Below are 19,772 nucleotides of genomic sequence, written 5' to 3'. Positions count from 1 at the left end.
ATCTTTCTAGAAGGATTTTGGCATACAAGGGAGAATTATTTATTTATAAAATGCTATAGTTCAATAAAATAATCGTAAGCGTTTAATTGTTATTGAAAGCGCTTCAACATTTTTGAAAATTTAGAAAACTCATATTGACATTGTTTTTTCTGACCCATATACTCGAGTTAGAAAAAGAAAATGATCAGTTGGTTTTTTCAAAGGAGATTTAGGTGCATGCAAACACTTGAAACAGTGATTGTTACAGGATATGCAAAAGCTCCACAGGGAACTTCCATGTATGAAATGTATAAGCATGCGGGAATAGTACTCGAAGTGGATCTGAAAGAACATAAAATTATCGGCGCCGAATTCACATTCGTAACAGAATTAACAAAAAATTATTTTCAAAAACTGCTGATAGGCTACTGTCTTCAAGACGGGGTTGAGCCGCTGATTGTACGAATTCAAAGCTTTTATTTTGCTCCATCCCAGCAAGCGATCATTGTGGCTCTTCAAGCTGCAGTTCAACGTTACTGGGATAACGTGAAGCAAATGAATACATAACGTTTGGTTATAATAAAGTGGGAAGATGACCTCTTCCCATGGTCTTATTAAAACCGGGCAGACATGGACTCTTTGTAAGGAATGTTCGTTGGAACGACATTCTTTATAGAGGATTTATGTTTTGCTCGGTTTTTTATATTTCCGAACTGTTGAAACCCAATAAAGTCTATGGAGAGGAAGGGAAAATGGATGAACAAGCTGATTACATGCGAAGAAGCTGTAAAAAAGATTAAAAGCGGCTCGCGAATTATGGTTGGGGGATTTGGGCTTGTAGGAAGTCCGCTTAGTTTAATAGCCGCTTTGGCTCAGACGGAAGTCAAAGACTTAGAGATTATTAGTAATAACCTTGGTGAACCAGGCAGAGGACTTGGAGTTTTAGTTCGGCAAAAACAAGTAAAAAAAGCGATAGGTTCTTATTTTACAAGCAACCCGGAGGTGGTTAAATCCTATCAGGATAAGGAAATAGAAGTGGAGCTTCTCCCTCAAGGAACGATGTCTGAAGCTATTCGAGCGGGTGGTGCAGGACTAGGAGGGTTTTATACACCGGTCAGCGTAGGAACAAAAATCGCCGAAAACAAAGAAGAGCGGACCCTTAACGGTAAAAAATATGTGTTCCAAGAGCCGCTTAAAGCCAATTTTGCTTTAATTAAAGCGAAAAAAGCGGATCAATTAGGAAATCTCATATACAACAAATCGGCAAGAAACTTCAATCCGATGATGGCAACAGCTGCGGATGTGGTTATTGCAGAGGTGGACGAAATTGTGGAGGTTGGCCAAGTTTCTCCTGAAGAAATTGTGACCCCTCATTTATACGTTGATTTTATCGTTGTGAAGGGCGGGAACTAGCTTGAACGTGAAACAATACATTGCTGCAAGAGCGGCGAAGGAATTAAAGAATGGCGATATCGTCAATTTGGGTATAGGGATTCCAACGCTGGTGGCTGATTACATTCCATCAGATGTTAAAGTTTTTCTACACTCGGAAAACGGCATCCTTGGTGTAGGTCCTACCCCTGAGCCAGAGCATATTGACCTAAATCTTGTCAATGCAGGGAAACTGCCTGTCACAGTATTGGAAGGTTCATCCTTTTTTGATAGTGCTTCCTCTTTTGCGATGATTCGCGGAGGACATGTAAGTGTTTCAATTCTTGGGGTGCTACAAATTGATGCGATTGGGCGGATCGCCAACTGGGCCGTTCCAGGAAAAAGTGTTCTTGGTGTAGGCGGGGCGATGGATTTATTGGAAGGCTCCAAAAAGGTAATCGTAACAACAATGCATACGTCTAACCAGGGAGAGTCAAAAATCGTCAAGGAATTAACCTATCCGATCACATCGGAACGAATAGTGGATTTAATTATTACCGATTTGGCGGTGTTCGCTGTAAAGGAAGATGGACTTCATCTTATTGAACTGTCCCCTGGAGTTTCCCTTGAGGAAGTTCAACTGAAAACAGACGCACCCTTCCTTATTGCTGAATCTTTCAATAAAGGCAAAGAGGTGACTGCGTAGTGGTTGTAATCGTAAATGCATTTCGGACTCCAATCGGAAACCTCGGCGGATCACTGGCGGATACGCGCCCGGAAGAGCTCGTATCCCTCATCATGAAAAATAATCTTTCGGCTTCCGGTTACAGTGCCAATATTGTCGATGAAGTCATCGTCGGCCAAACAAAGCAGAGTGCGCATGCTCCGAATATTGCAAGAGTCGCGGCATTACATGCCCATTTTCCAGAATCGATTCCTGCTTATACTGTTCATCGTCAGTGTGGTTCGGGGATGCAGGCCGTCATTAACGGAGCGATGTCCATTTTGACTGGTCAGGCAGAGGTTGTTTTAGCAGGAGGTGTAGAAAGTATGTCTCAAGCTCCCCATTATACAGTCGGTTCGCGATTCGGCCTTAAGATGGGAGATTTGACACTGTTTGATTCAAATACGGAAAGTCAGCCAAAATCCCAGCCTGAAGAGATATACGGTCGATTTACGATGGGGCAAACAGCCGAATGGCTTGCTGAAAAATATAACATAAGCCGCCGTGAACAAGACGAATTTGCCTTCACGAGTCAGCAGAAAACGAAACGTGCAATTGAAATGGGATATTTTGAGGAAGAAATCATTCCAGTTCCGGTAAAGGAAGGAAAAAAGGGAATCAGACACTTTGCGATAGACGAGTACCCAAGATTGACGGACATTGAAAAGTTAGGAACACTAAGCCCTGTGTTTCAAAAGGATGGGACGGTAACAGCCGGAAACTCGTCCGGCAGAAATGATGGAGCCTCAATGCTGCTGTTAATGTCGGAAGAAAAAGCGGAACAGCTTGGAGTAGTTCCTATGACAAGGATTCGTTCCTTTGCTGTAGCGGGTGTATCACCAAAAGAAATGGGAATCGGTCCGATTCCTGCCTCCCAAATCGCGTTGAAAAAAGCGGGTCTTTGTTTGGAAGATATCGATTTGATTGAATTAAATGAAGCGTTCGCAGCTCAAAGTCTTGCATGTTTAAGAGAATGGGGCATTAAAGGTGACAACGTGAATGTAAATGGAGGCGCGATTGCACTAGGCCATCCACTGGGGTGTTCCGGTGCAAGAATCGTCACTACATTATGCCATGAGCTTGAAAAGCAAAAACGGCAATATGGCCTTGCAACGATTTGTGTAGCAGGGGGATTAGGAATGGCAATGGTGGTGGAAAGATGGATGGAATAAAAAAAGACTATGTGTTCCATCGAGATTTAAAAAAGGAGTACCCGATTATTACCCACGGTGAAGGGATCTATCTTATAGATGAAAACGGGAAAAAATATTTGGATGCTTGCTCGGGGGCGGTTGCAGCCAACTTGGGTCATGGGATTTCTTCTATTGGAGAGGCGATGGCAGAACAAGCAAAAAAAGCGGCTTTTGTCCATACAATGCGTTTTGAGACAAAAGCGTTGCATGCACTGGCTGAAACAATCGGAAAAATGGCACCAGACCATTTAAATAAAGTGTATTTTACAACCGGAGGCTCAGAAGCAAATGAAAGTGCTTTGAAGCTGGCGAGGCAATTTCATAGGGATGCCGGCAGACCCCAAAAACACATTGTGATCGGGCGTTGGCAATCGTATCACGGAAACACCATCGGTTCTTTATCAGCAGGAGGAGACGTTAAAAGAAGACATGCATACACTCCTAATCTTTTAAACTATGCCCATGTCTATTCTCCGTACTGCCACCGATGTCCATACGATCGTCAAAAAGATGATTGTCTCTCCAAACAAAACTGGACGTGTGTAACTGATATTGAAAGAACCATTTTAGAGCTTGGTCCTGAGAACGTGTCGGTATTTATCGCCGAACCGATTGTTGGAAGCCAGCAAGGTGCTGTTCCACCGCCGCCGGGTTATTTTGAGAAAGTTCGAGAGTTGTGTGACCGTTACGAAATCGTCTTAATTATCGATGAAGTGATGACTGGATTCGGCCGTACTGGTACCAACTTCGCGACAGAACAGATTGGAATCGAACCTGATATCATCACGTTTGGAAAAGGGGTTTCGGCAGGATATGCTCCGCTGGCCGGCATGATTGTTCATGAACGGTTGATAGATGGGCTTATTCAAAACAGCGACGGAAAATTTATTCACGGCTATACCTATAGCGGGCATCCTGTGGCAGTGGCAGCCGGTCTGGCTGCCCTGGATGTATATAAGCGTGACAGGGTGCTCGAAAACGTGAAAGAGCAGAGTTCTTACCTTTTCGATGGGCTTTTGGAACTTAAGCAAAAACATACCTGTATATCCGATGTCCGGGGCAGGGGGCTTTTAATTGGAATGGAGCTTATCAAGGATTGTGATCGTGATCTACTGTTCAATCCATCTGAAAAGGCAGCTGAAACATTGAATGGTATTGCGATGGAACTTGGTGCGGTTTTTTATCCGGGCACCGGTTCAATTGACGGCACAAATGGGGAACATCTAATCATCAGCCCCCCTTTAAATGTCACGAAAAAAGAGATTGATGAGATTGTGAGAATATTAGATGAATCATTATCGATATTCGAGGGTCAATTAAGAAAGGATGAGGCATATGAAATTGCAAAGTAAAACAAACGAAATTCAAGAAAAAGCACGAAAGCATCTATCTCCTGTCATGACAAGGGTGACCGAACTTGTCATTGAAAAAGCGCATGGAGCCAAATTTTGGACGACAGACGGAAAAGAATATATCGATTTCGTCTCAGGAGTGGCCGTCAATGCAGTCGGACATACGAACAAAAAAATGGTGGAAGCCATTCAGAAGCAAGCTGAAGCCTTGATACATCTTGGATTGAACTATGGTTATTATGAAACGGCAGCAAATTTGGCAGAAAAGCTTGCTCATATCACACCAGGAAATCTAGACACTGTTTTTTTCTCCAATTCGGGAGCTGAAGCCATTGACGGTGCGCTTAAACTGGCAAAAGCGGCAACAGGCAGACCGGGCATTATTGCTTTTGAAGGATCGTTTCATGGCCGTACATTAGGAGCAACAGCCATTACGGCATCAAGCTCCAAATACCGTCGTTATTATGAACCAATTTTAGGTGAGGTGTACCACGTTCCATATCCGTACCCAACCCAGCTGAAAAACATTAAAGAAGAAGAAGCAGAAGAGTACTGCTTGAATCAGCTTCAGAAATTGTTTGATTTACGCGTCGATCCTTCACGTGTAGCGGCCATCATCATTGAACCGGTAATGGGTGAAGGCGGCTATTATCCGGCACCTCCAAGCTTTTTGCAGGAATTAAGAAAGATTACAGAGGAACACGGCATTTTGCTTATCTTTGACGAAGTACAAACAGGATTTGGTCGTACAGGCAAAATGTTCGCGTCAGAGCATGCGAATGTGACTCCTGATATTTTAGTACTAGCAAAAGCCCTTTCCGGCGGCATGCCTCTTGGTGCCATTGTAGCAAGTCGTGAGCTTCATGAAAAATGGCCGACTGCTGGTCATGGTTCGACATTTGGAGGAAATCCAGTTTCTTGTGCTGCGGCATTGGCAAACATTGAGGTCATTGAGGAAGAGAAGTTAGTAGAGCGTAGTGCTAAACTCGGTGCCGAGATTGTCAGAAGACTTCAAAACTCGGTAGGACATTTACCTGGCATCGTTGAAGTTCGAGGAGTCGGCATGATGATCGGTATTGAATTCAATTCTGAATCTGCTGCTTTATTTGTACCGAAAATTAAATCGAAAGCACTGGAAAATGGCTTGCTCATTATGAACTGCGGTGTAAGCGGGCAAACGATCCGATTAATGCTTCCTCTTAATATTCAAGAAGATGTGCTTGATAAGGGATTAACCATTTTAGAAGATGTGATAACAGAAACAATTTCAGGAAACTAATTTTCGATTCTTCGGGAATACCACGAAAAAGGAGGTCAAGTTTATGTCTAGTCAAATCAAAACAGATATCCTTCAGGGAGATCTTTATATAAATGGAAAATGGGTTAGTGCCCACGATCAGTCCTACTTTGAAAGCTTAAATCCGGCAACGGGGGAACTTGTCGGTATATGTGCAGCCGCCACAACGGAGCAGGTGAATGAGGCTGTCGCAAATGCGAATGAAGCGTATTCACAATGGAAGAACATCCCCATTCCAGAACGAGCGGCTTATTTAACGAAAGCAGCCCAATTGTTTGAAATACGAAAAGAGGAACTTGCTCGTGTCATGACAATGGAGATGGGCAAAGTGCTACCTGAGTCTTTAGGCGAAGTTGGAGTGGTCATCGCGACTGCTCAATATATGGCAGGCGAGGGACGACGCCTCTTTGGAGAAACGATCCCTGCAGGGTTCCCAGATCGGAACGTAAGAATGGTTCGTGAACCTCTTGGAGTTGTGGCGTGCATTACCCCCTGGAACTTCCCTGTTGCACTTGGTTCCTACAAAATCTTTTCAGCTCTGATTGCTGGTAATACCGTCGTATGGAAACCGGCTTCAGAGGTAGCGCTATCGGCAAAGATTTTCGTAGAAGTGTTAGATGAAGCCGGATTCCCAGCAGGGGTTGTCAACTTAATTACAGGTTCAGGTAGAACAGTCGGGCAAACACTCGCAGAGCATTTGGATGTGAAAGTCATTTCGTTTACGGGCTCAACTGAAGTCGGACAAAAGCTGGCTGAAATGAGCAGTAAAACGTTAAAACGTATTTCATTGGAACTGGGTGGAAAAAATGCAGTGATCGTCTTGAAGGATGCGGACTTGGACAAGGCGGCAGACGGAATCGTAAAATCAGCGTTTACGACAACTGGTCAACGCTGTACAGCGGCAAGCCGAGTAATCGTCGAGCGACCAGTAAAGGATTTGCTTGTCCAAAAAGTAGTTGAATTAACAAAGTCTATGAAAATAGGAAATGGACTTGAAGAAGGGAAACAAGTGGGCCCTCTCGTAAATGAAGACCAGCTTCATACAGTCGAAAAATATGTAAAAAAAGCGATTGAAGAAGGTGGAAAAATTGTATCAGGTGGCCAGCGTGTCAAAGAATTGGGCGGCTATTATTATGAGCCTACAATCATTGAGAATGTGAAACCGAATGATACCATTGCCCAGGAAGAAATATTTGGTCCTGTTCTTGCCATCATTGAAGTAGATTCATATGAGGCAGCAATGGAGGTAAATAACGGGACAATTTATGGGTTATCGACTTCCATTTATACAGAGAGCCTTCATTATGCGAACCGTGCGGCAAAGGAAGCGGTAAGCGGACTTGTCTATATTAATAACGGAACGTCCAATGCCGAGATGGGAGTAGCGTTTGGGGGGATGAAAATGTCCGGAAACGGTCACCGTGAAGTTTCCCATCATGTATTTGATGTCATGACAGAGTGGAAGTCGATTTATACGAACTATTAATAAACGGGCCATATCTATTAGAAGGTGGGAGAATATGAGAAAACATCGTATTGGAATTGCATTCTTTTACCATGAATCCCACAGTTTTAGTCCGATGAGAACCGAAATCGAACAGTTTCGAAATGAAGGCTACTATATCGGCGATGAAATTTATGATGCCTATTCAGGAACGAAAACAGAAGTGGGCGGGTTTCTGGATGTATTGATACAGGAGGAGGATGTAGAAATTGTGCCGCTGCTTTGTGCGGCAGCGGTCCCATCGGGCGTAGTAACAACTGAAGCGTATTCAATCATCGAAGAGCAAATGCTCCAGTCAATCCGGGAGGCTGGAAGGCTCGATGGTTTATTGCTGGCACTGCATGGAGCAATGGTCGTGGAGGACCTCTTCGATCCGGAAGAGCATTTACTGGGAAAAATTCGTGAGTTGATCGGACCGAGTGTCCCAATTGCGACAACACTGGATATGCACGCAAATTTAAGTGAAAAAATGATTGATTACACACCGCTTCATTTTGGATTTAAAACATATCCACATGTTGATATGTATGAACAAGGCGTTCATGCGTCAATGGCTTTATTGAAGCAATTAAAGGAAGGGGTGCATTATTATGCTTCTTTTGAAAAATTGCCTATGATGCCTCCCTCTATCAATATGAGAACTGCAGAAGGACCAATGTACAAAATGATAGAGTGGGCGAAAAAAGCCGAAGTGGAAGAAGGAATTTATAATGTGTCCGTATTTGGTGGCTTTCCTTACTCGGATATTCCCATGGTCGGTGCAAGTGTACTTGTTGTTTCGTTCGATCCACAAAAAGGAAAAGAGACTGCCCAAAAGATGGCCTCCTTGTTCTGGAGTGTAAGAGAAGAATTTATCATGGATTTGCCCGGTGTAAAAGAAGGACTCGATTTGGCAATGTCGATTGAAGATGACAAACCGGTCGTGCTGGCGGACATCTCGGATAATCCTCTAAGCTGCGGGAGCGGGGATACAACAGAGCTGCTTCGGGAGATGGTGAAGATGAACATTCCTGACACGCTGTTTGGAGGGCTCTACGATCCAGAATCCATTGAGGCCTGCCGCAAGAAGGGAACCGGAAATAAGGTATTGTTGTCCCTTGGAGGGAAAGTATCGCCAGAATTTGGAGAAGCCGTTCAGGTTGAAGCAACAGTCGTGGCTCTATCAGACGGAATATTTTACAATTCAGGTCCTTTCAATCAGCATTTAAAAGTCGATTTAAAGGGAGCGGCACACATTCGCGCTGGGAATATGGATATTCTCCTCATTGGAAGGCCGATGTCAGCAAATGATCCGGAAATGTTTCGTCATATTGGTCTTGAGCCGCAGGCAAAGAGAATTCTTGGGTTAAAGGCAAAAAATCATTTTCGGGCAGCGTTTGAGCCGATTGTGGGCCGTATCATTTATGTGGATGCACCTGGTGTTGCATCCAATCGTTTAACAACTTTTACGTATCGTTACATTCCTAAGCCAATATGGCCGCTAGATGATATCGAATATGAAGTAGAACTAAGGGGGACAGAAAAATGGAAACATTGAACAAAACCTATTATGTCGAAGTACCAGCTTCATTGAATCCAGAACAGCTAAAAATGATGATGGAGCTTGAGCAAGATGCGTTTCCGGGATTAGGAGCAGTAGATGAACAAACCCTTGTCCCACTTACACGCTACGGGAAACTCATTCAATACCGGCAGCAAAATGATCCAAGGCCGATTGCAATTTGCGAAGTGATGAGAGCTTACAATGATATTCAGAAAGCCTACATTTTTGGGTTTTATGTCCGCTCCGACCAGCAAGGGAAAGGAATCGGGAAATTATTTTTACAGGAAATTTATCCGATTCTAAAGCAAGATGGTTTTCGTAAGGTTTGCTTAACGGTCAGTACTAAAAACAAGGCAGCCGTCAAGTTATATGAAAAATTAGGGTTTGTCATAAAAGAGACAAGATTAGATGAATTTGGCGAAGGGGAAAATCGCTATTATATGGAATACCTCATTTCTTAATATAGTAATGATCGAAGGAGAAATCATCAAAAATGGTCGATAAAAAATAGGCTAATTATAGGAGGAATTTATGATGAGAAACACTTTATTCAAACCAAAGAGACATTGGAAAGAAATCGAGCTTTGGAAGGATGTTACAGAGGAGCAATGGAACGATTGGGTTTGGCAATTGACGAATACTATCAAAAATTTAGAAGACTTAAAGAAAGTAGTTAACTTAACACCAGAAGAAGAGGAAGGGGTTTTAATCTCAACAAAAACAATCCCATTAAACATCACGCCATATTATGCATCGCTTATGGATCCAGATGATTCAAGATGTCCGGTGCGAATGCAGTCTGTTCCAATTTCTGCGGAATTGCATAAAACAAGATATGATTTAGAAGATCCCCTTCACGAAGATGAAGATTCACCAGTACCTGGGTTAACACATCGTTATCCTGATCGCGTGTTGTTCCTAGTAACAAACCAATGCTCCATGTACTGCCGTTACTGCACAAGAAGACGCTTCTCCGGACAAATCGGAATGGGTGTACCAAAGAAACAGTTAGACACAGCGATTAATTATATCGCATCAAACCCACAAATTCGAGATGTGTTAATTTCAGGAGGAGACGGGCTCCTTATTAATGACAATATTTTAGAATATATTTTAAAGAATTTACGTGATATTCCGCATGTAGAAATTATTCGTATCGGTACAAGAGCACCTGTCGTATTCCCACAGCGTATTACCGAAAATCTTTGTAATATTTTGAAAAAGTATCATCCAGTTTGGTTGAATACACATTTCAATACATCTATTGAAATTACGGAAGAATCGAAGCGTGCATGTGAAATGCTTGCAAATGTTGGTGTACCTGTTGGTAACCAGTCTGTTATTTTGGCAGGCATTAACGACAGTGTACCGATCATGAAACAGCTTATGCATGATCTTGTTAAAATTCGCGTTCGTCCATATTATATTTACCAATGTGATTTATCAGAAGGGATTGGCCATTTCCGTGCACCAATCAGCAAAGGAATGGAAATTATGGAAGGACTTCGCGGCCATACATCGGGTTATGCCGTTCCTACATTTATTGTTGATGCCCCGGGTGGAGGCGGTAAAATTCCATTGCAGCCGAACTATATCATTTCTCAAAGTGCTAATAAAGTCGTACTACGTAACTTCGAAGGTGTCATTACATCTTATCCAGAACCAACAAATTATCAGTCAGGCAGTGCAGAGGATTACTACAAAAAGGTATATCCTGAAGTGTTTGAAAAGTTTGAAAGTAATGGTGTTCTATCCATTATTGATGATACGAAATTTAACCTTACACCTGAAGGATTAAAACGGTTAGATCGCCGCAAAACGTATAAGGAAAATACTGAGCATAGTTCATTAAAAGATAAACGTGACAAACGTGACGAGTTAAAAGAGAAAAAATTCCAATCGCAAATGAAGAAATATGAAACAGTGGGAGCAAAGGAGGAATAATTTTGATTTGTCAATGGTGCGAATCTGACACAGCACGTGAAACGAGCAACAAAGTGTATTGGGAACTTCCAGATGGAACAAATGCAATCGAAATTCAGGACACACCATCCATTCATTGTTTGGAATGCGGTATGACCTATCAAACAGATAATACGGTGAAAGAAATTGAGGATCATCTATTTTTAATTGATGGTTCAAAGCTCGAAAAAAGTATGACGTATGAAACACTTATGGCCGCTCCACGCTTATTGAAGCGAAACTACTTTGATTTTTCGAAATAATTAGTAAGCCGTCTCTCGTTTTTCGATATTAAGCGAGAGATGAATTTTATTCTAATGGACAATTTATCCCCATCATCCTCATGAAGGGATAAATTGCCCATAAGAAATAGAAAGTTTAGCAACCAATCAGTAGGGATAACATAATTCAACTGATTGAGGTTTATTTATTATGATAATTTGCATGCGTTTTCTTGTCAGCTAAGTACCTACATCGAAAAAGCAGAAGGATAATGAACATCTGTTTTCTAAAAAGTTAGATAGATGCTTATCGTACAAAAATGAAGGAGGACAAGAATGGAAGCACACAAAAGCTATAAAACCGACCAAAGTAATCAGAAGGTTCAGAATAGTGAAGAAAGTAAAGGGCATATTAAACGCAATCTAAAGGCACGTCACATGACAATGATTGCTATTGGAGGGTCAATCGGAACAGGGTTATTTTTAACAACAGGGTCATCCATTCAAACAGCTGGACCTGGTGGAGCGCTAATAGCTTATGGAGTTATCGGCATCATGGTCTACTTTTTGATGACAAGTCTCGGAGAAATGGCTACCTTAATGCCGGTTTCGGGATCCTTTTCAACATATGGCAGCCGTTTTGTTGATCCGGCATTTGGTTTTGCGCTCGGTTGGAACTATTGGTTCAACTGGGCTGTTACACTTGCGGTTGAAATCGTTGCATCAGCTATTATTATGAAGTTCTGGTTTCCGGATGTACCGAGCATCGTGTGGAGTACACTGTTTTTAGGTCTAATCTTTTTATTGAATGCACTGTCGGTTAAAAGTTACGGAGAATCCGAGTATTGGTTCTCCTTAATAAAAGTAGTGACAATCATCGTTTTCATTGGAGTCGGTTTGCTCACCATTTTCGGCATTCTGGGCGGACAGTTTATCGGGTTTAAAAACTTTACAGTAGGACATGCTCCTGTTAATGGCGGCCTTTTGTCCGTTTTAAGTATTTTTTTAATCGCAGGTTTTTCATTTCAAGGAACGGAGCTCGTGGGGATTGCTGCAGGAGAAAGTGAAGCGCCAGAGAAAAACGTACCAAAGGCGATTCGACAAGTATTTTGGCGGATTCTACTATTTTATATCGTTGCTATTGCTGTCATTGGCCTAATTATTCCTTATACAAGTCCTGACCTGTTGGGTAGGGATGTCGACAACATCGCTGTCAGCCCTTTTACCCTTGTATTTGAGAAAGTGGGCATTGCATTTGCGGCATCTGTGATGAATGCTGTCATTTTGACATCGGTCTTATCGGCAGGTACTTCTGGTTTATATGCATCGACACGCATGCTTTGGTCCATGGCAAAGGACGGAAATGCACCTAAATTTTTACAAAATGTAAATGATCGAGGGATTCCGATGAATGCCCTTGTCATGACGACGATTATCGGAGGCTTGGCCTTTTTAACGTCCATTTTTGGAGATCAAGTGTATACATGGTTATTAAATGCGTCAGGCTTAACTGGATTTATTGCATGGCTTGGAATTGCAGTCAGCCACTATCGTTTTAGAAAAGCATATTTGGCCCAGGGCAGGGACATAAATGATTTGAAATTTAAAGCGAAATGGTTCCCGCTTGGTCCGATTCTCGCTTTTGTGATGTGTGTCATTGTCATTATTGGTCAAAATTATCAAGCTTTTTTAACTAGTGAGATTGATTGGTATGGAGTAGCCGTGTCCTATATTGGTTTACCAATCTTTTTGGCATTATGGCTCGGGTATAAACTCGTTCATAAAACGAAGGTCGTTCCACTAAAGGAATGTTCTTTTGATGAGATGTCATTTAAATAGAGAAACCGTGATTCGTTTTGCTCCGCCACTCATGATTAGCCAAGTGGAATTAATTTGGCCGATTGAACGAATTCAAAAAGTGTTGTTTTAGATTTCCAACTAACACAGTAGGGGTGCCATATGGGAGAAGTAGGAGTAACAGAGCGCAATATAGAACAAAAGTCAGATGAGTCTTTGAACCTTTTAACATCAACACAGATTGTGATAAAAGAAGCCTTAGATAAATTAGGTTATACAGATGATATGTACCAACTATTAAAAGAACCATTGAGAATGCTCACTGTTCGTATGCCTGTTAGAATGGATGACGGGTCGACTAAAATATTCACTGGATATCGCGCGCAGCATAATGATGCTGTTGGACCGACAAAAGGCGGAGTTCGTTTTCATCCAGAAGTGGACGAGGACGAAGTTAAGGCATTGTCGATGTGGATGAGTTTAAAATGCGGCATCGTCGACCTACCATATGGAGGCGGAAAAGGCGGTATTATTTGCGACCCAAGAACGATGTCAATGGGAGAACTAGAGCGGCTTAGCAGGGCTTATGTTCGGGCAATCAGCCAAATTGTAGGACCTACAAAGGACATACCTGCTCCAGATGTTTATACAAACTCACAAATTATGGCGTGGATGATGGATGAATACAGCAGGCTTCGTGAATACGATTCGCCTGGATTTATTACAGGGAAACCACTTGTACTTGGCGGCTCGCATGGCCGTGAAAAGGCTACCGCACAAGGAGTTGTCATATGCATTGAGGAAGCTGCAAAAAAACGTAGAATTACGATCAAAGGAGCTCGGGTGGTCGTTCAAGGGTTTGGTAATGCAGGTAGCTTTTTAGCAAAATTTATGCATGATGCAGGTGCAAAGGTCATTGGGATATCTGATGCTTATGGTGCGCTTTATGATCCAGATGGTTTGGATATTGATTACTTATTAGATCGTAGAGATAGCTTTGGAACGGTAACAACATTGTTTGATAACACGATTACAAATGAAGAGTTACTCGAGCTTGACTGTGATATTCTAGTTCCAGCTGCAATTTCCAACCAGATTACCACAGCTAATGCACATAATATCAAAGCTTCGATTGTTGTCGAGGCAGCTAACGGCCCAACAACCCTAGAAGGGACTAAAATACTTTCTGATAGAGGAATTCTGTTAGTGCCGGATGTTTTAGCGAGTTCAGGAGGAGTAACTGTTTCCTATTTTGAATGGGTTCAAAACAACCAAGGCTACTATTGGAGTGAAGAAGAAGTTAATGAAAAGCTTCGTAAGGTGATCGTCCAATCGTTTATTAATGTTTATGAAACATCCGAGCGACGGAATATAAATATGCGTTTAGCCGCATATATGGTAGGTGTTCGTAAAATGTCTGAAGCATCAAGGTTTAGAGGCTGGGTATAAATTCTATAAGGTGAAAGCTAGATTTTACATCAGATGCAAAAAAACCTTGCAGGTATAATGCAAGGTTTTTTGTAATTTTTCTAAGAGACAAGGGGTTCTAAAAGTTCATTTTTGAGCTTCGGTAGCATCCTTTTTTTTATAATTAAGGGATTAAGGATTGCTCCAGCAGTTCTTTTTCTTATGATGACGGTGCCAGTCTAATTGGCACCGTCTTTTTTTGACACATTTACAATAAAAGCAAATAAGCTCGTTTTTATAGATACGTAGCAATCGTGACACAATATTCGGCTGTTTGAGTTTCTTGGGGTTATTTTTTCATTCATCGTCTAGTATTTTGTCACTAGTGTTAATAATTCTAATTCATAGATTAACACTTATTACCTGCAACTATTTCACTGTTTTTCTTTACCATTTCTACATAATTCTTCATATCATCTTTACAAATAATTAATCCTGAATTAAAACTACTTAACTACTATAAGCGAGGAGTGAATTTTTCAAAAATATAAAAAAGGTGTGTGGCTAATGGCTGGGCAAGTAAAAAAATATTTAGGTTTTTCAATGTTATGTATATGTATGATGATTTTTCCGTTTCGAGCTTCTGCCCATACGGACAACAGTGAAGGATATTCCAAACTATCGATGGGTGACAGCGGATTGGTATATGAAATACAACTGGATTATCTTGAATTGGCACGAATTGTTGATCTTGGAGTAACAACCAACACGACAGCTTCTGATTTAGTGTATGCATTAACCAAAAATGAAAATAAGCTAGAAGAATATTTTCACTCAAAACTAGCCGTGTTTAATCAGGGGGCAAAAGTGGAAGGCAGCTTGGGCGAAACGGGAGTGGAAAGAAAATTGAATCGAGATTATGCCAATCTTACTTTCCATTATCCGATTAAAAACAAGGATTCTGCCGCTTTACAAATTATATATGATATTTTCTTTGAAGATAATGACTCTGCTCACAGGAATATTGCCTCCTATGAAATCGGTGTTAGTAAAGGCCAATTTGTCTTTACATCAGAGAAGAGGGAACTTCACGTAGGTGAACAAACTATCATCGGTCAAAGTATCCCTTTTATTAAACTGGGCTTTCATCACATTCTGATCGGTCTAGATCATATTCTTTTCATCATTGCTCTTGTTGTTACCTCAAAAAGATTCATTGATGTCCTAAAAATCATGACATTGTTTACATTAGCCCATAGTGTCACAATCGGACTTACTGCTCTTAATCTACTATCTATTCCTGCTGAAATAGTGGAACCGTTAATCGCATTAAGTGTGGCGTTTGTAGCAATAGAAAAATACATAGGACTTTCAGAAAAATATCGAAATGGAGTTGTATTTATTTTTGGTTTAATTCATGGAATTGGCTTTGCCGGGGCACTGGAATTAAATACAACCGATTGGACTGCGATTTGGCCCATTTTCACTTTTAATGTGGGTGTAGAAATGGGACAAGCTCTCATCATTGCACTTCTTTTCCCAATCCTTATCTTGATTCGAAAATATAAATGGTCATATTCCGTACACCTGGCGACGAACCTAGCCATCTTCTTTATCGGATTAACATGGTATTTTCAACGCTTTTTGGCTTAATGGTTACCATGTCAGCCATTCCAAAAGGAGGTGATGCCTATAAAATGACCGATGCGATTTCGTCATAACCGGAAAAAGAATAAGGAGGAGGAGAAAGAATGATACTTGAACCAGATAAAATGAAAAAAATCAAAAAGGTGTTAAAACCAAGTGTAATTGTGCTAATGACGGGTCTTTCGTTAGCGACCGTGCTCAAACCAGTAACTGCCGATAATCAGAATGCGACCGTTAAAGGAACCGTCTACCAGGACAAAAATGAAAATGGAGTGCAGGATGGGAACGAACCAGGGATACCGAATGTCACCGTCTCTGATGGGAAAACTCTGTCCGTAACGGATGAACACGGAAACTATCAACTAATCATTGATACGGAAAGACGTGTTAAGGATATCGTATTTGTGACTGTACCAAGCGGATATAGTGTACCTGCAGATAAAAACAAAACACCGCAGTTTTATGCACAGTTAGGGAACCTTCAGGCAGATGAAACACGGGAGCAACATTTCGGACTGCTACATACACCTGAAACAAGTAATCCAAATTTTACTTTTGCCAATGTTGCAGACGTTCACGTGGAAGCTGGTACAACCAATAACCAAGAACGATTCACAGAACAGCTAAAACAAATCAATGAATCGACAGGAAATCCTGCTTTTATAGCGGTTAGCGGCGATTTAACAAATCGTGCAACAGATGCAGAATTTGAGGATTATACAGCAAGCACCGCTACTTCCAAATTGCCTGTATACCCTGCGGTAGGAAACCATGACTTTGCTCCTGGATCGGACTATAAAACAAGAATTGATCGTTATCGAGAATATCTAGGGCCTGAATGGTATTCCTTCGATTACGGCAATCGGCACTTTATCACATTGGAAAATAATCTGGGTTTCATTGAAACAGACCAATTGGAATGGTTAAAGCAGGATCTTGCTCAAAATGCCAAAAATAAGGAAGTGGTTATATTTGTGCATAAACCGTTGAATACACCGCAAACTCCTTCACCTGATAAGACGAAAGAATTTATTGATGTTCTCAGTCAATATCAGACACGACTAGTCATGGTAGGACATACACATGTAAACGACGTTGCCCAGGACACGATTCCGGGAGCTAATCATGTAACAACTGTGTCTAGTTCTTACACAATTGATCAGATGCCAAACGGATTCCGGATCGTTAATTTCCAAGGCGGGAATCAGGACCATAAGTTTAAAATGTATGACGTGAAACAAAGTGCGTCTATTGTCCACCCATCTGCAGGAAGTGAAGTGTCACAAGGTAAAATGGATGTGTTGGTAAATGCATACAATACGACAAGTACGATAACAAGTGTAGAATATCGAGTCGATGCTGGTCCATGGAAAAAATTAAAACAAAGCAGTGGAATGGCATGGTTTGACCAATGGGATGGGAAAAATGCTGAAAAAGGCCAACATGCCATCGAAGTGAGAGTGACTGATGATGCTGGAAAGGTTTGGTCTAAAAATCACACATTCACAATAGTGGACAGCAAAGAACGCGTTATACCAATGAGTGGTGCAGACTGGAGTATGTTCCATGGAAATGCACAGCATACAGGAGCAGCAAAAGATACACTTGATGCAGGTCTTAGCCTGAATTGGACGTATCGGACACCGGGAACGATTCTTACCTCTTCCCCTGCGATTGCAAACGGAATTGTCTATATTGGTACACGTGATGAAGATGGCAATCATAATCATGCTATCCACGCCGTTGATCAAAAAACTGGCAAATTGGTATGGCAGGTTCAAGCAGATGCACAAGTACAAGCGTCACCTGCTGTAGTAGACGGGATCGTGTACGCTTCCTCTATTCGCGGTACGATGTATGCCATGAATGCAGACAATGGTGAAATTATATGGCAGAAAACCGTTGGAAAAGACGAAGTCCAAAGAGCTTGGATGTACTATTCACCAACCGTAGCTGATGGAGTCGTCTACCAAGCATACAGTAATGGAAGCGGCGGAAAAATCATGGCGATGGATGCTAAAACCGGTGAAGAATTATGGAATGCTGCTTTAGCGGGGAACTGGATTGTTGAATCCACTCCTGTGGTAGCGGATGGTAAGGTTTATGTTGGTGCAGACGGAGGTTGGATCATCTCTCTTGAAGCCTCTACCGGAAAAGAATTGTGGAGGAAAAAGCCTGCTGGGGGATGGATGCACTCGATGCCAGCGATCTACGAAGGAAAGCTGTACATGGGATATCAGGGTGGATTATTAGTGGCCCTTGAAGCATCCACAGGTAAAGAGCTATGGCGTTTCAAGAGTACAGATTCGTCTTACATTCACGGGAATGCAACAGGATCATCCCCTGCGGCAGCCGATGGAATCGTCTATATGGGATTCCCAGATGGTAATGTTGCAGCCTTAGATGCAATAAACGGCTCATTAAAATGGAAACATCGTACGAACGGTGGGATCATTTCCTCTGCCGCCATTAGTGGAGAAACCGTCTTTATTGGCTCGAACGACGGGAATTTGTATGCATTTGATCGCTTAACAGGACAACCTCTCTGGAAGCATGAAATCGGAGCTTGGGTAGCATCTTCGCCTGCAATTTCTGGAAATACATTGGTGGTTGGAGCGCTTGATGGAAATTTATATGCCTTTACTCCTGGCGGAAAAGCAGTACAGCGTTGGCCGCGAGTGACCGGAAAGGTGATGGATACTGTTACAGGAGAAGCTGTTAAAGGTACAAGCATAACAATTACAAATGAAAAAGGCGATAAGGTGCGGTCAGGTATGACAGACCAGAATGGAAACTTCTTACTAGCGGTTGAGCCTGGTAAATATCAATTGGTTGCATCTCGTTTATCTTACCAGACGAACCGAATCGATATCGAATTGGCTAATGGTGGTGCGGAAAGTATGGAAATCAAATTAGCTCCTGTCTCGGTTGATGCAGGCTTCGGAAAAACAATTCCAGGTCCGATATCAGAAGGTAAAATGGAAGATATTGTGATGGAAAACAATAAAATGGCCATGCTCATTGCCGAGAAAAGTGTGGATTCCCAGCTTCCAGGAGTTACTAGAGGAAAGGTCATTGACTTCGCAGCAAAAGGGTTGGAAGATCAAATGGATTGGTTTAATCTGCCTTATGCATCGAAGGAGAAGCCTGTAGGACCAGATGCTTGGCAACAGCTTACAGTAGAAAGTGAAAAAGTAGAAGTGATCGAAGTATCTCAAGATCGTGCAGTTGTAAAAGCTATTGGTAAATCACTTGCTCTGCCAAGTATTGATGTGGCTACTACATTTACCATTGAAGCAAATCAAGATTGGATTTCAGCTAAAACCGTTTTCAAAAATACCGGTTCTGATACACAAACTTTATGGATTGGAGATGCCATTGATTATGATGGTTCAGGACAAAAAAGTGGGGCAGGAGGGCATAATTCCATTACGCTTCCGTATTCAAATCCACAAGAATTCAATTTAATTGAACCATGGATTGGCATGACAGGAAACGACAAACAAGTATATGGAATCATATACCCTGAGGAAACTAGTGGTCTTACGGGTTATGGCAATGGCAATTGGATCATGAGCCAGAAAAAGATTGAACTTTCAGCAGGTGAAAGCTATACAATAAATAGAAAAGTTACTGCAATAAAGGCTATTCACCCAGAAAACCCATTCTCAATTTTAAGCACGATATACAATCAGTAAAAAGTAAAATTAGGTGCCTGGTACGCCCTCGAAGTATGTAGAATTTTACAAACTAATGTTCCGATGAAAACTAATAA

The 19,772-nt window shown here is 41.7% G+C and carries 15 protein-coding genes; all 15 read left to right on the top strand.

The annotated features are described in order from the left end of the window. Positions 1-216: 216 nt before the first annotated feature. The 15 genes from CHI06_RS20500 (at position 217) to CHI06_RS20430 (ending at position 19,695) form a co-directional block, all read left to right on the top strand. Complete coding sequence (locus tag CHI06_RS20500; protein WP_095250453.1) at positions 217-546, top strand: DUF3870 domain-containing protein; 330 nt, start codon at positions 217-219, stop codon at positions 544-546. A gap of 189 nt (positions 547-735) precedes the next feature. Beyond that, positions 736-1,392 (top strand): CoA transferase subunit A, encoded by a 657-nt coding sequence (locus CHI06_RS20495; protein ID WP_095250452.1) that lies wholly within the window; start codon positions 736-738, stop codon positions 1,390-1,392. Position 1,393: 1 nt separating this feature from the next. Next, positions 1,394-2,056 (top strand): 3-oxoacid CoA-transferase subunit B, encoded by a 663-nt coding sequence (locus CHI06_RS20490; RefSeq protein ID WP_095250451.1) that lies wholly within the window; start codon positions 1,394-1,396, stop codon positions 2,054-2,056. Continuing rightward, positions 2,056-3,246 (top strand): thiolase family protein, encoded by a 1,191-nt coding sequence (locus tag CHI06_RS20485; RefSeq protein WP_095250450.1) that lies wholly within the window; start codon positions 2,056-2,058, stop codon positions 3,244-3,246. Before CHI06_RS20490 ends, CHI06_RS20485 begins: the two co-directional genes overlap by 1 nt. Positions 3,247-3,257: 11 nt before the next feature. Continuing rightward, entirely contained in the window at positions 3,258-4,619 is a 1,362-nt protein-coding gene (locus tag CHI06_RS20480) for an aminotransferase family protein (RefSeq protein WP_257009392.1), read from the top strand. Then, complete coding sequence (locus CHI06_RS20475; protein WP_095250448.1) at positions 4,603-5,898, top strand: aspartate aminotransferase family protein; 1,296 nt, start codon at positions 4,603-4,605, stop codon at positions 5,896-5,898. The genes CHI06_RS20480 and CHI06_RS20475 overlap by 17 nt, the downstream gene beginning before the upstream one ends. 43 nt (positions 5,899-5,941) lie before the next feature. Beyond that, positions 5,942-7,402, top strand: a complete 1,461-nt coding sequence (locus CHI06_RS20470; protein ID WP_095250447.1) for an aldehyde dehydrogenase family protein — start codon at positions 5,942-5,944, stop codon at positions 7,400-7,402. Between the two features lie 34 nt (positions 7,403-7,436). After that, positions 7,437-8,957 carry a M81 family metallopeptidase gene (locus tag CHI06_RS20465; RefSeq protein WP_095250446.1) on the top strand — a complete coding sequence of 507 codons (1,521 nt, stop codon included), beginning with the start codon at positions 7,437-7,439 and terminating at the stop codon, positions 8,955-8,957. Beyond that, positions 8,945-9,424: a GNAT family N-acetyltransferase gene (locus CHI06_RS20460; protein ID WP_095250445.1), complete on the top strand. Its 480-nt coding sequence runs from the start codon at positions 8,945-8,947 to the stop codon at positions 9,422-9,424. The genes CHI06_RS20465 and CHI06_RS20460 overlap by 13 nt, the downstream gene beginning before the upstream one ends. A 73-nt stretch (positions 9,425-9,497) precedes the next feature. Next, the gene (gene ablA, locus CHI06_RS20455) at positions 9,498-10,907 is read left to right on the top strand and encodes a lysine 2,3-aminomutase (RefSeq protein WP_095250444.1); all 1,410 of its coding nucleotides are present in this window, start codon (positions 9,498-9,500) and stop codon (positions 10,905-10,907) included. A 2-nt stretch (positions 10,908-10,909) separates the two neighbouring features. Beyond that, positions 10,910-11,188, top strand: coding sequence for a YokU family protein (locus CHI06_RS20450; protein ID WP_095250443.1), 279 nt, complete (start codon positions 10,910-10,912; stop codon positions 11,186-11,188). Between the two features lie 402 nt (positions 11,189-11,590). Beyond that, positions 11,591-12,985 carry an amino acid permease gene (locus CHI06_RS20445; RefSeq protein WP_373558159.1) on the top strand — a complete coding sequence of 465 codons (1,395 nt, stop codon included), beginning with the start codon at positions 11,591-11,593 and terminating at the stop codon, positions 12,983-12,985. Positions 12,986-13,105: 120 nt separating this feature from the next. Continuing rightward, positions 13,106-14,392 carry a Glu/Leu/Phe/Val family dehydrogenase gene (locus tag CHI06_RS20440; RefSeq protein WP_095250441.1) on the top strand — a complete coding sequence of 429 codons (1,287 nt, stop codon included), beginning with the start codon at positions 13,106-13,108 and terminating at the stop codon, positions 14,390-14,392. A gap of 525 nt (positions 14,393-14,917) precedes the next feature. Beyond that, positions 14,918-16,003 carry a HupE/UreJ family protein gene (locus tag CHI06_RS20435; protein ID WP_095250440.1) on the top strand — a complete coding sequence of 362 codons (1,086 nt, stop codon included), beginning with the start codon at positions 14,918-14,920 and terminating at the stop codon, positions 16,001-16,003. 98 nt (positions 16,004-16,101) lie between these two features. Then, positions 16,102-19,695 carry an outer membrane protein assembly factor BamB family protein gene (locus CHI06_RS20430; RefSeq protein WP_095250439.1) on the top strand — a complete coding sequence of 1,198 codons (3,594 nt, stop codon included), beginning with the start codon at positions 16,102-16,104 and terminating at the stop codon, positions 19,693-19,695. The last annotated feature ends 77 nt before the right edge of the window (positions 19,696-19,772 follow it).

The sequence above is a fragment of the Bacillus sp. 7884-1 genome, from assembly GCF_002272245.1.
GTDB lineage: Bacteria > Bacillota > Bacilli > Bacillales > Cytobacillaceae > Neobacillus.
This window is presented reverse-complemented; position numbering and strand designations above follow the sequence as displayed.

Coding starts and splice junctions, on each gene's coding strand:
- CHI06_RS20500 (WP_095250453.1), top strand. CDS start 217: ATGCAAACACTTGAAACAGTGATTGTTACAGGATATGCAAAAGCTCCA.
- CHI06_RS20495 (WP_095250452.1), top strand. CDS start 736: ATGAACAAGCTGATTACATGCGAAGAAGCTGTAAAAAAGATTAAAAGC.
- CHI06_RS20475 (WP_095250448.1), top strand. CDS start 4,603: ATGAAATTGCAAAGTAAAACAAACGAAATTCAAGAAAAAGCACGAAAG.
- CHI06_RS20470 (WP_095250447.1), top strand. CDS start 5,942: ATGTCTAGTCAAATCAAAACAGATATCCTTCAGGGAGATCTTTATATA.
- CHI06_RS20465 (WP_095250446.1), top strand. CDS start 7,437: ATGAGAAAACATCGTATTGGAATTGCATTCTTTTACCATGAATCCCAC.
- CHI06_RS20460 (WP_095250445.1), top strand. CDS start 8,945: ATGGAAACATTGAACAAAACCTATTATGTCGAAGTACCAGCTTCATTG.
- ablA (WP_095250444.1), top strand. CDS start 9,498: ATGAGAAACACTTTATTCAAACCAAAGAGACATTGGAAAGAAATCGAG.
- CHI06_RS20445 (WP_373558159.1), top strand. CDS start 11,591: ATGATTGCTATTGGAGGGTCAATCGGAACAGGGTTATTTTTAACAACA.
- CHI06_RS20440 (WP_095250441.1), top strand. CDS start 13,106: ATGGGAGAAGTAGGAGTAACAGAGCGCAATATAGAACAAAAGTCAGAT.
- CHI06_RS20435 (WP_095250440.1), top strand. CDS start 14,918: ATGGCTGGGCAAGTAAAAAAATATTTAGGTTTTTCAATGTTATGTATA.
- CHI06_RS20430 (WP_095250439.1), top strand. CDS start 16,102: ATGATACTTGAACCAGATAAAATGAAAAAAATCAAAAAGGTGTTAAAA.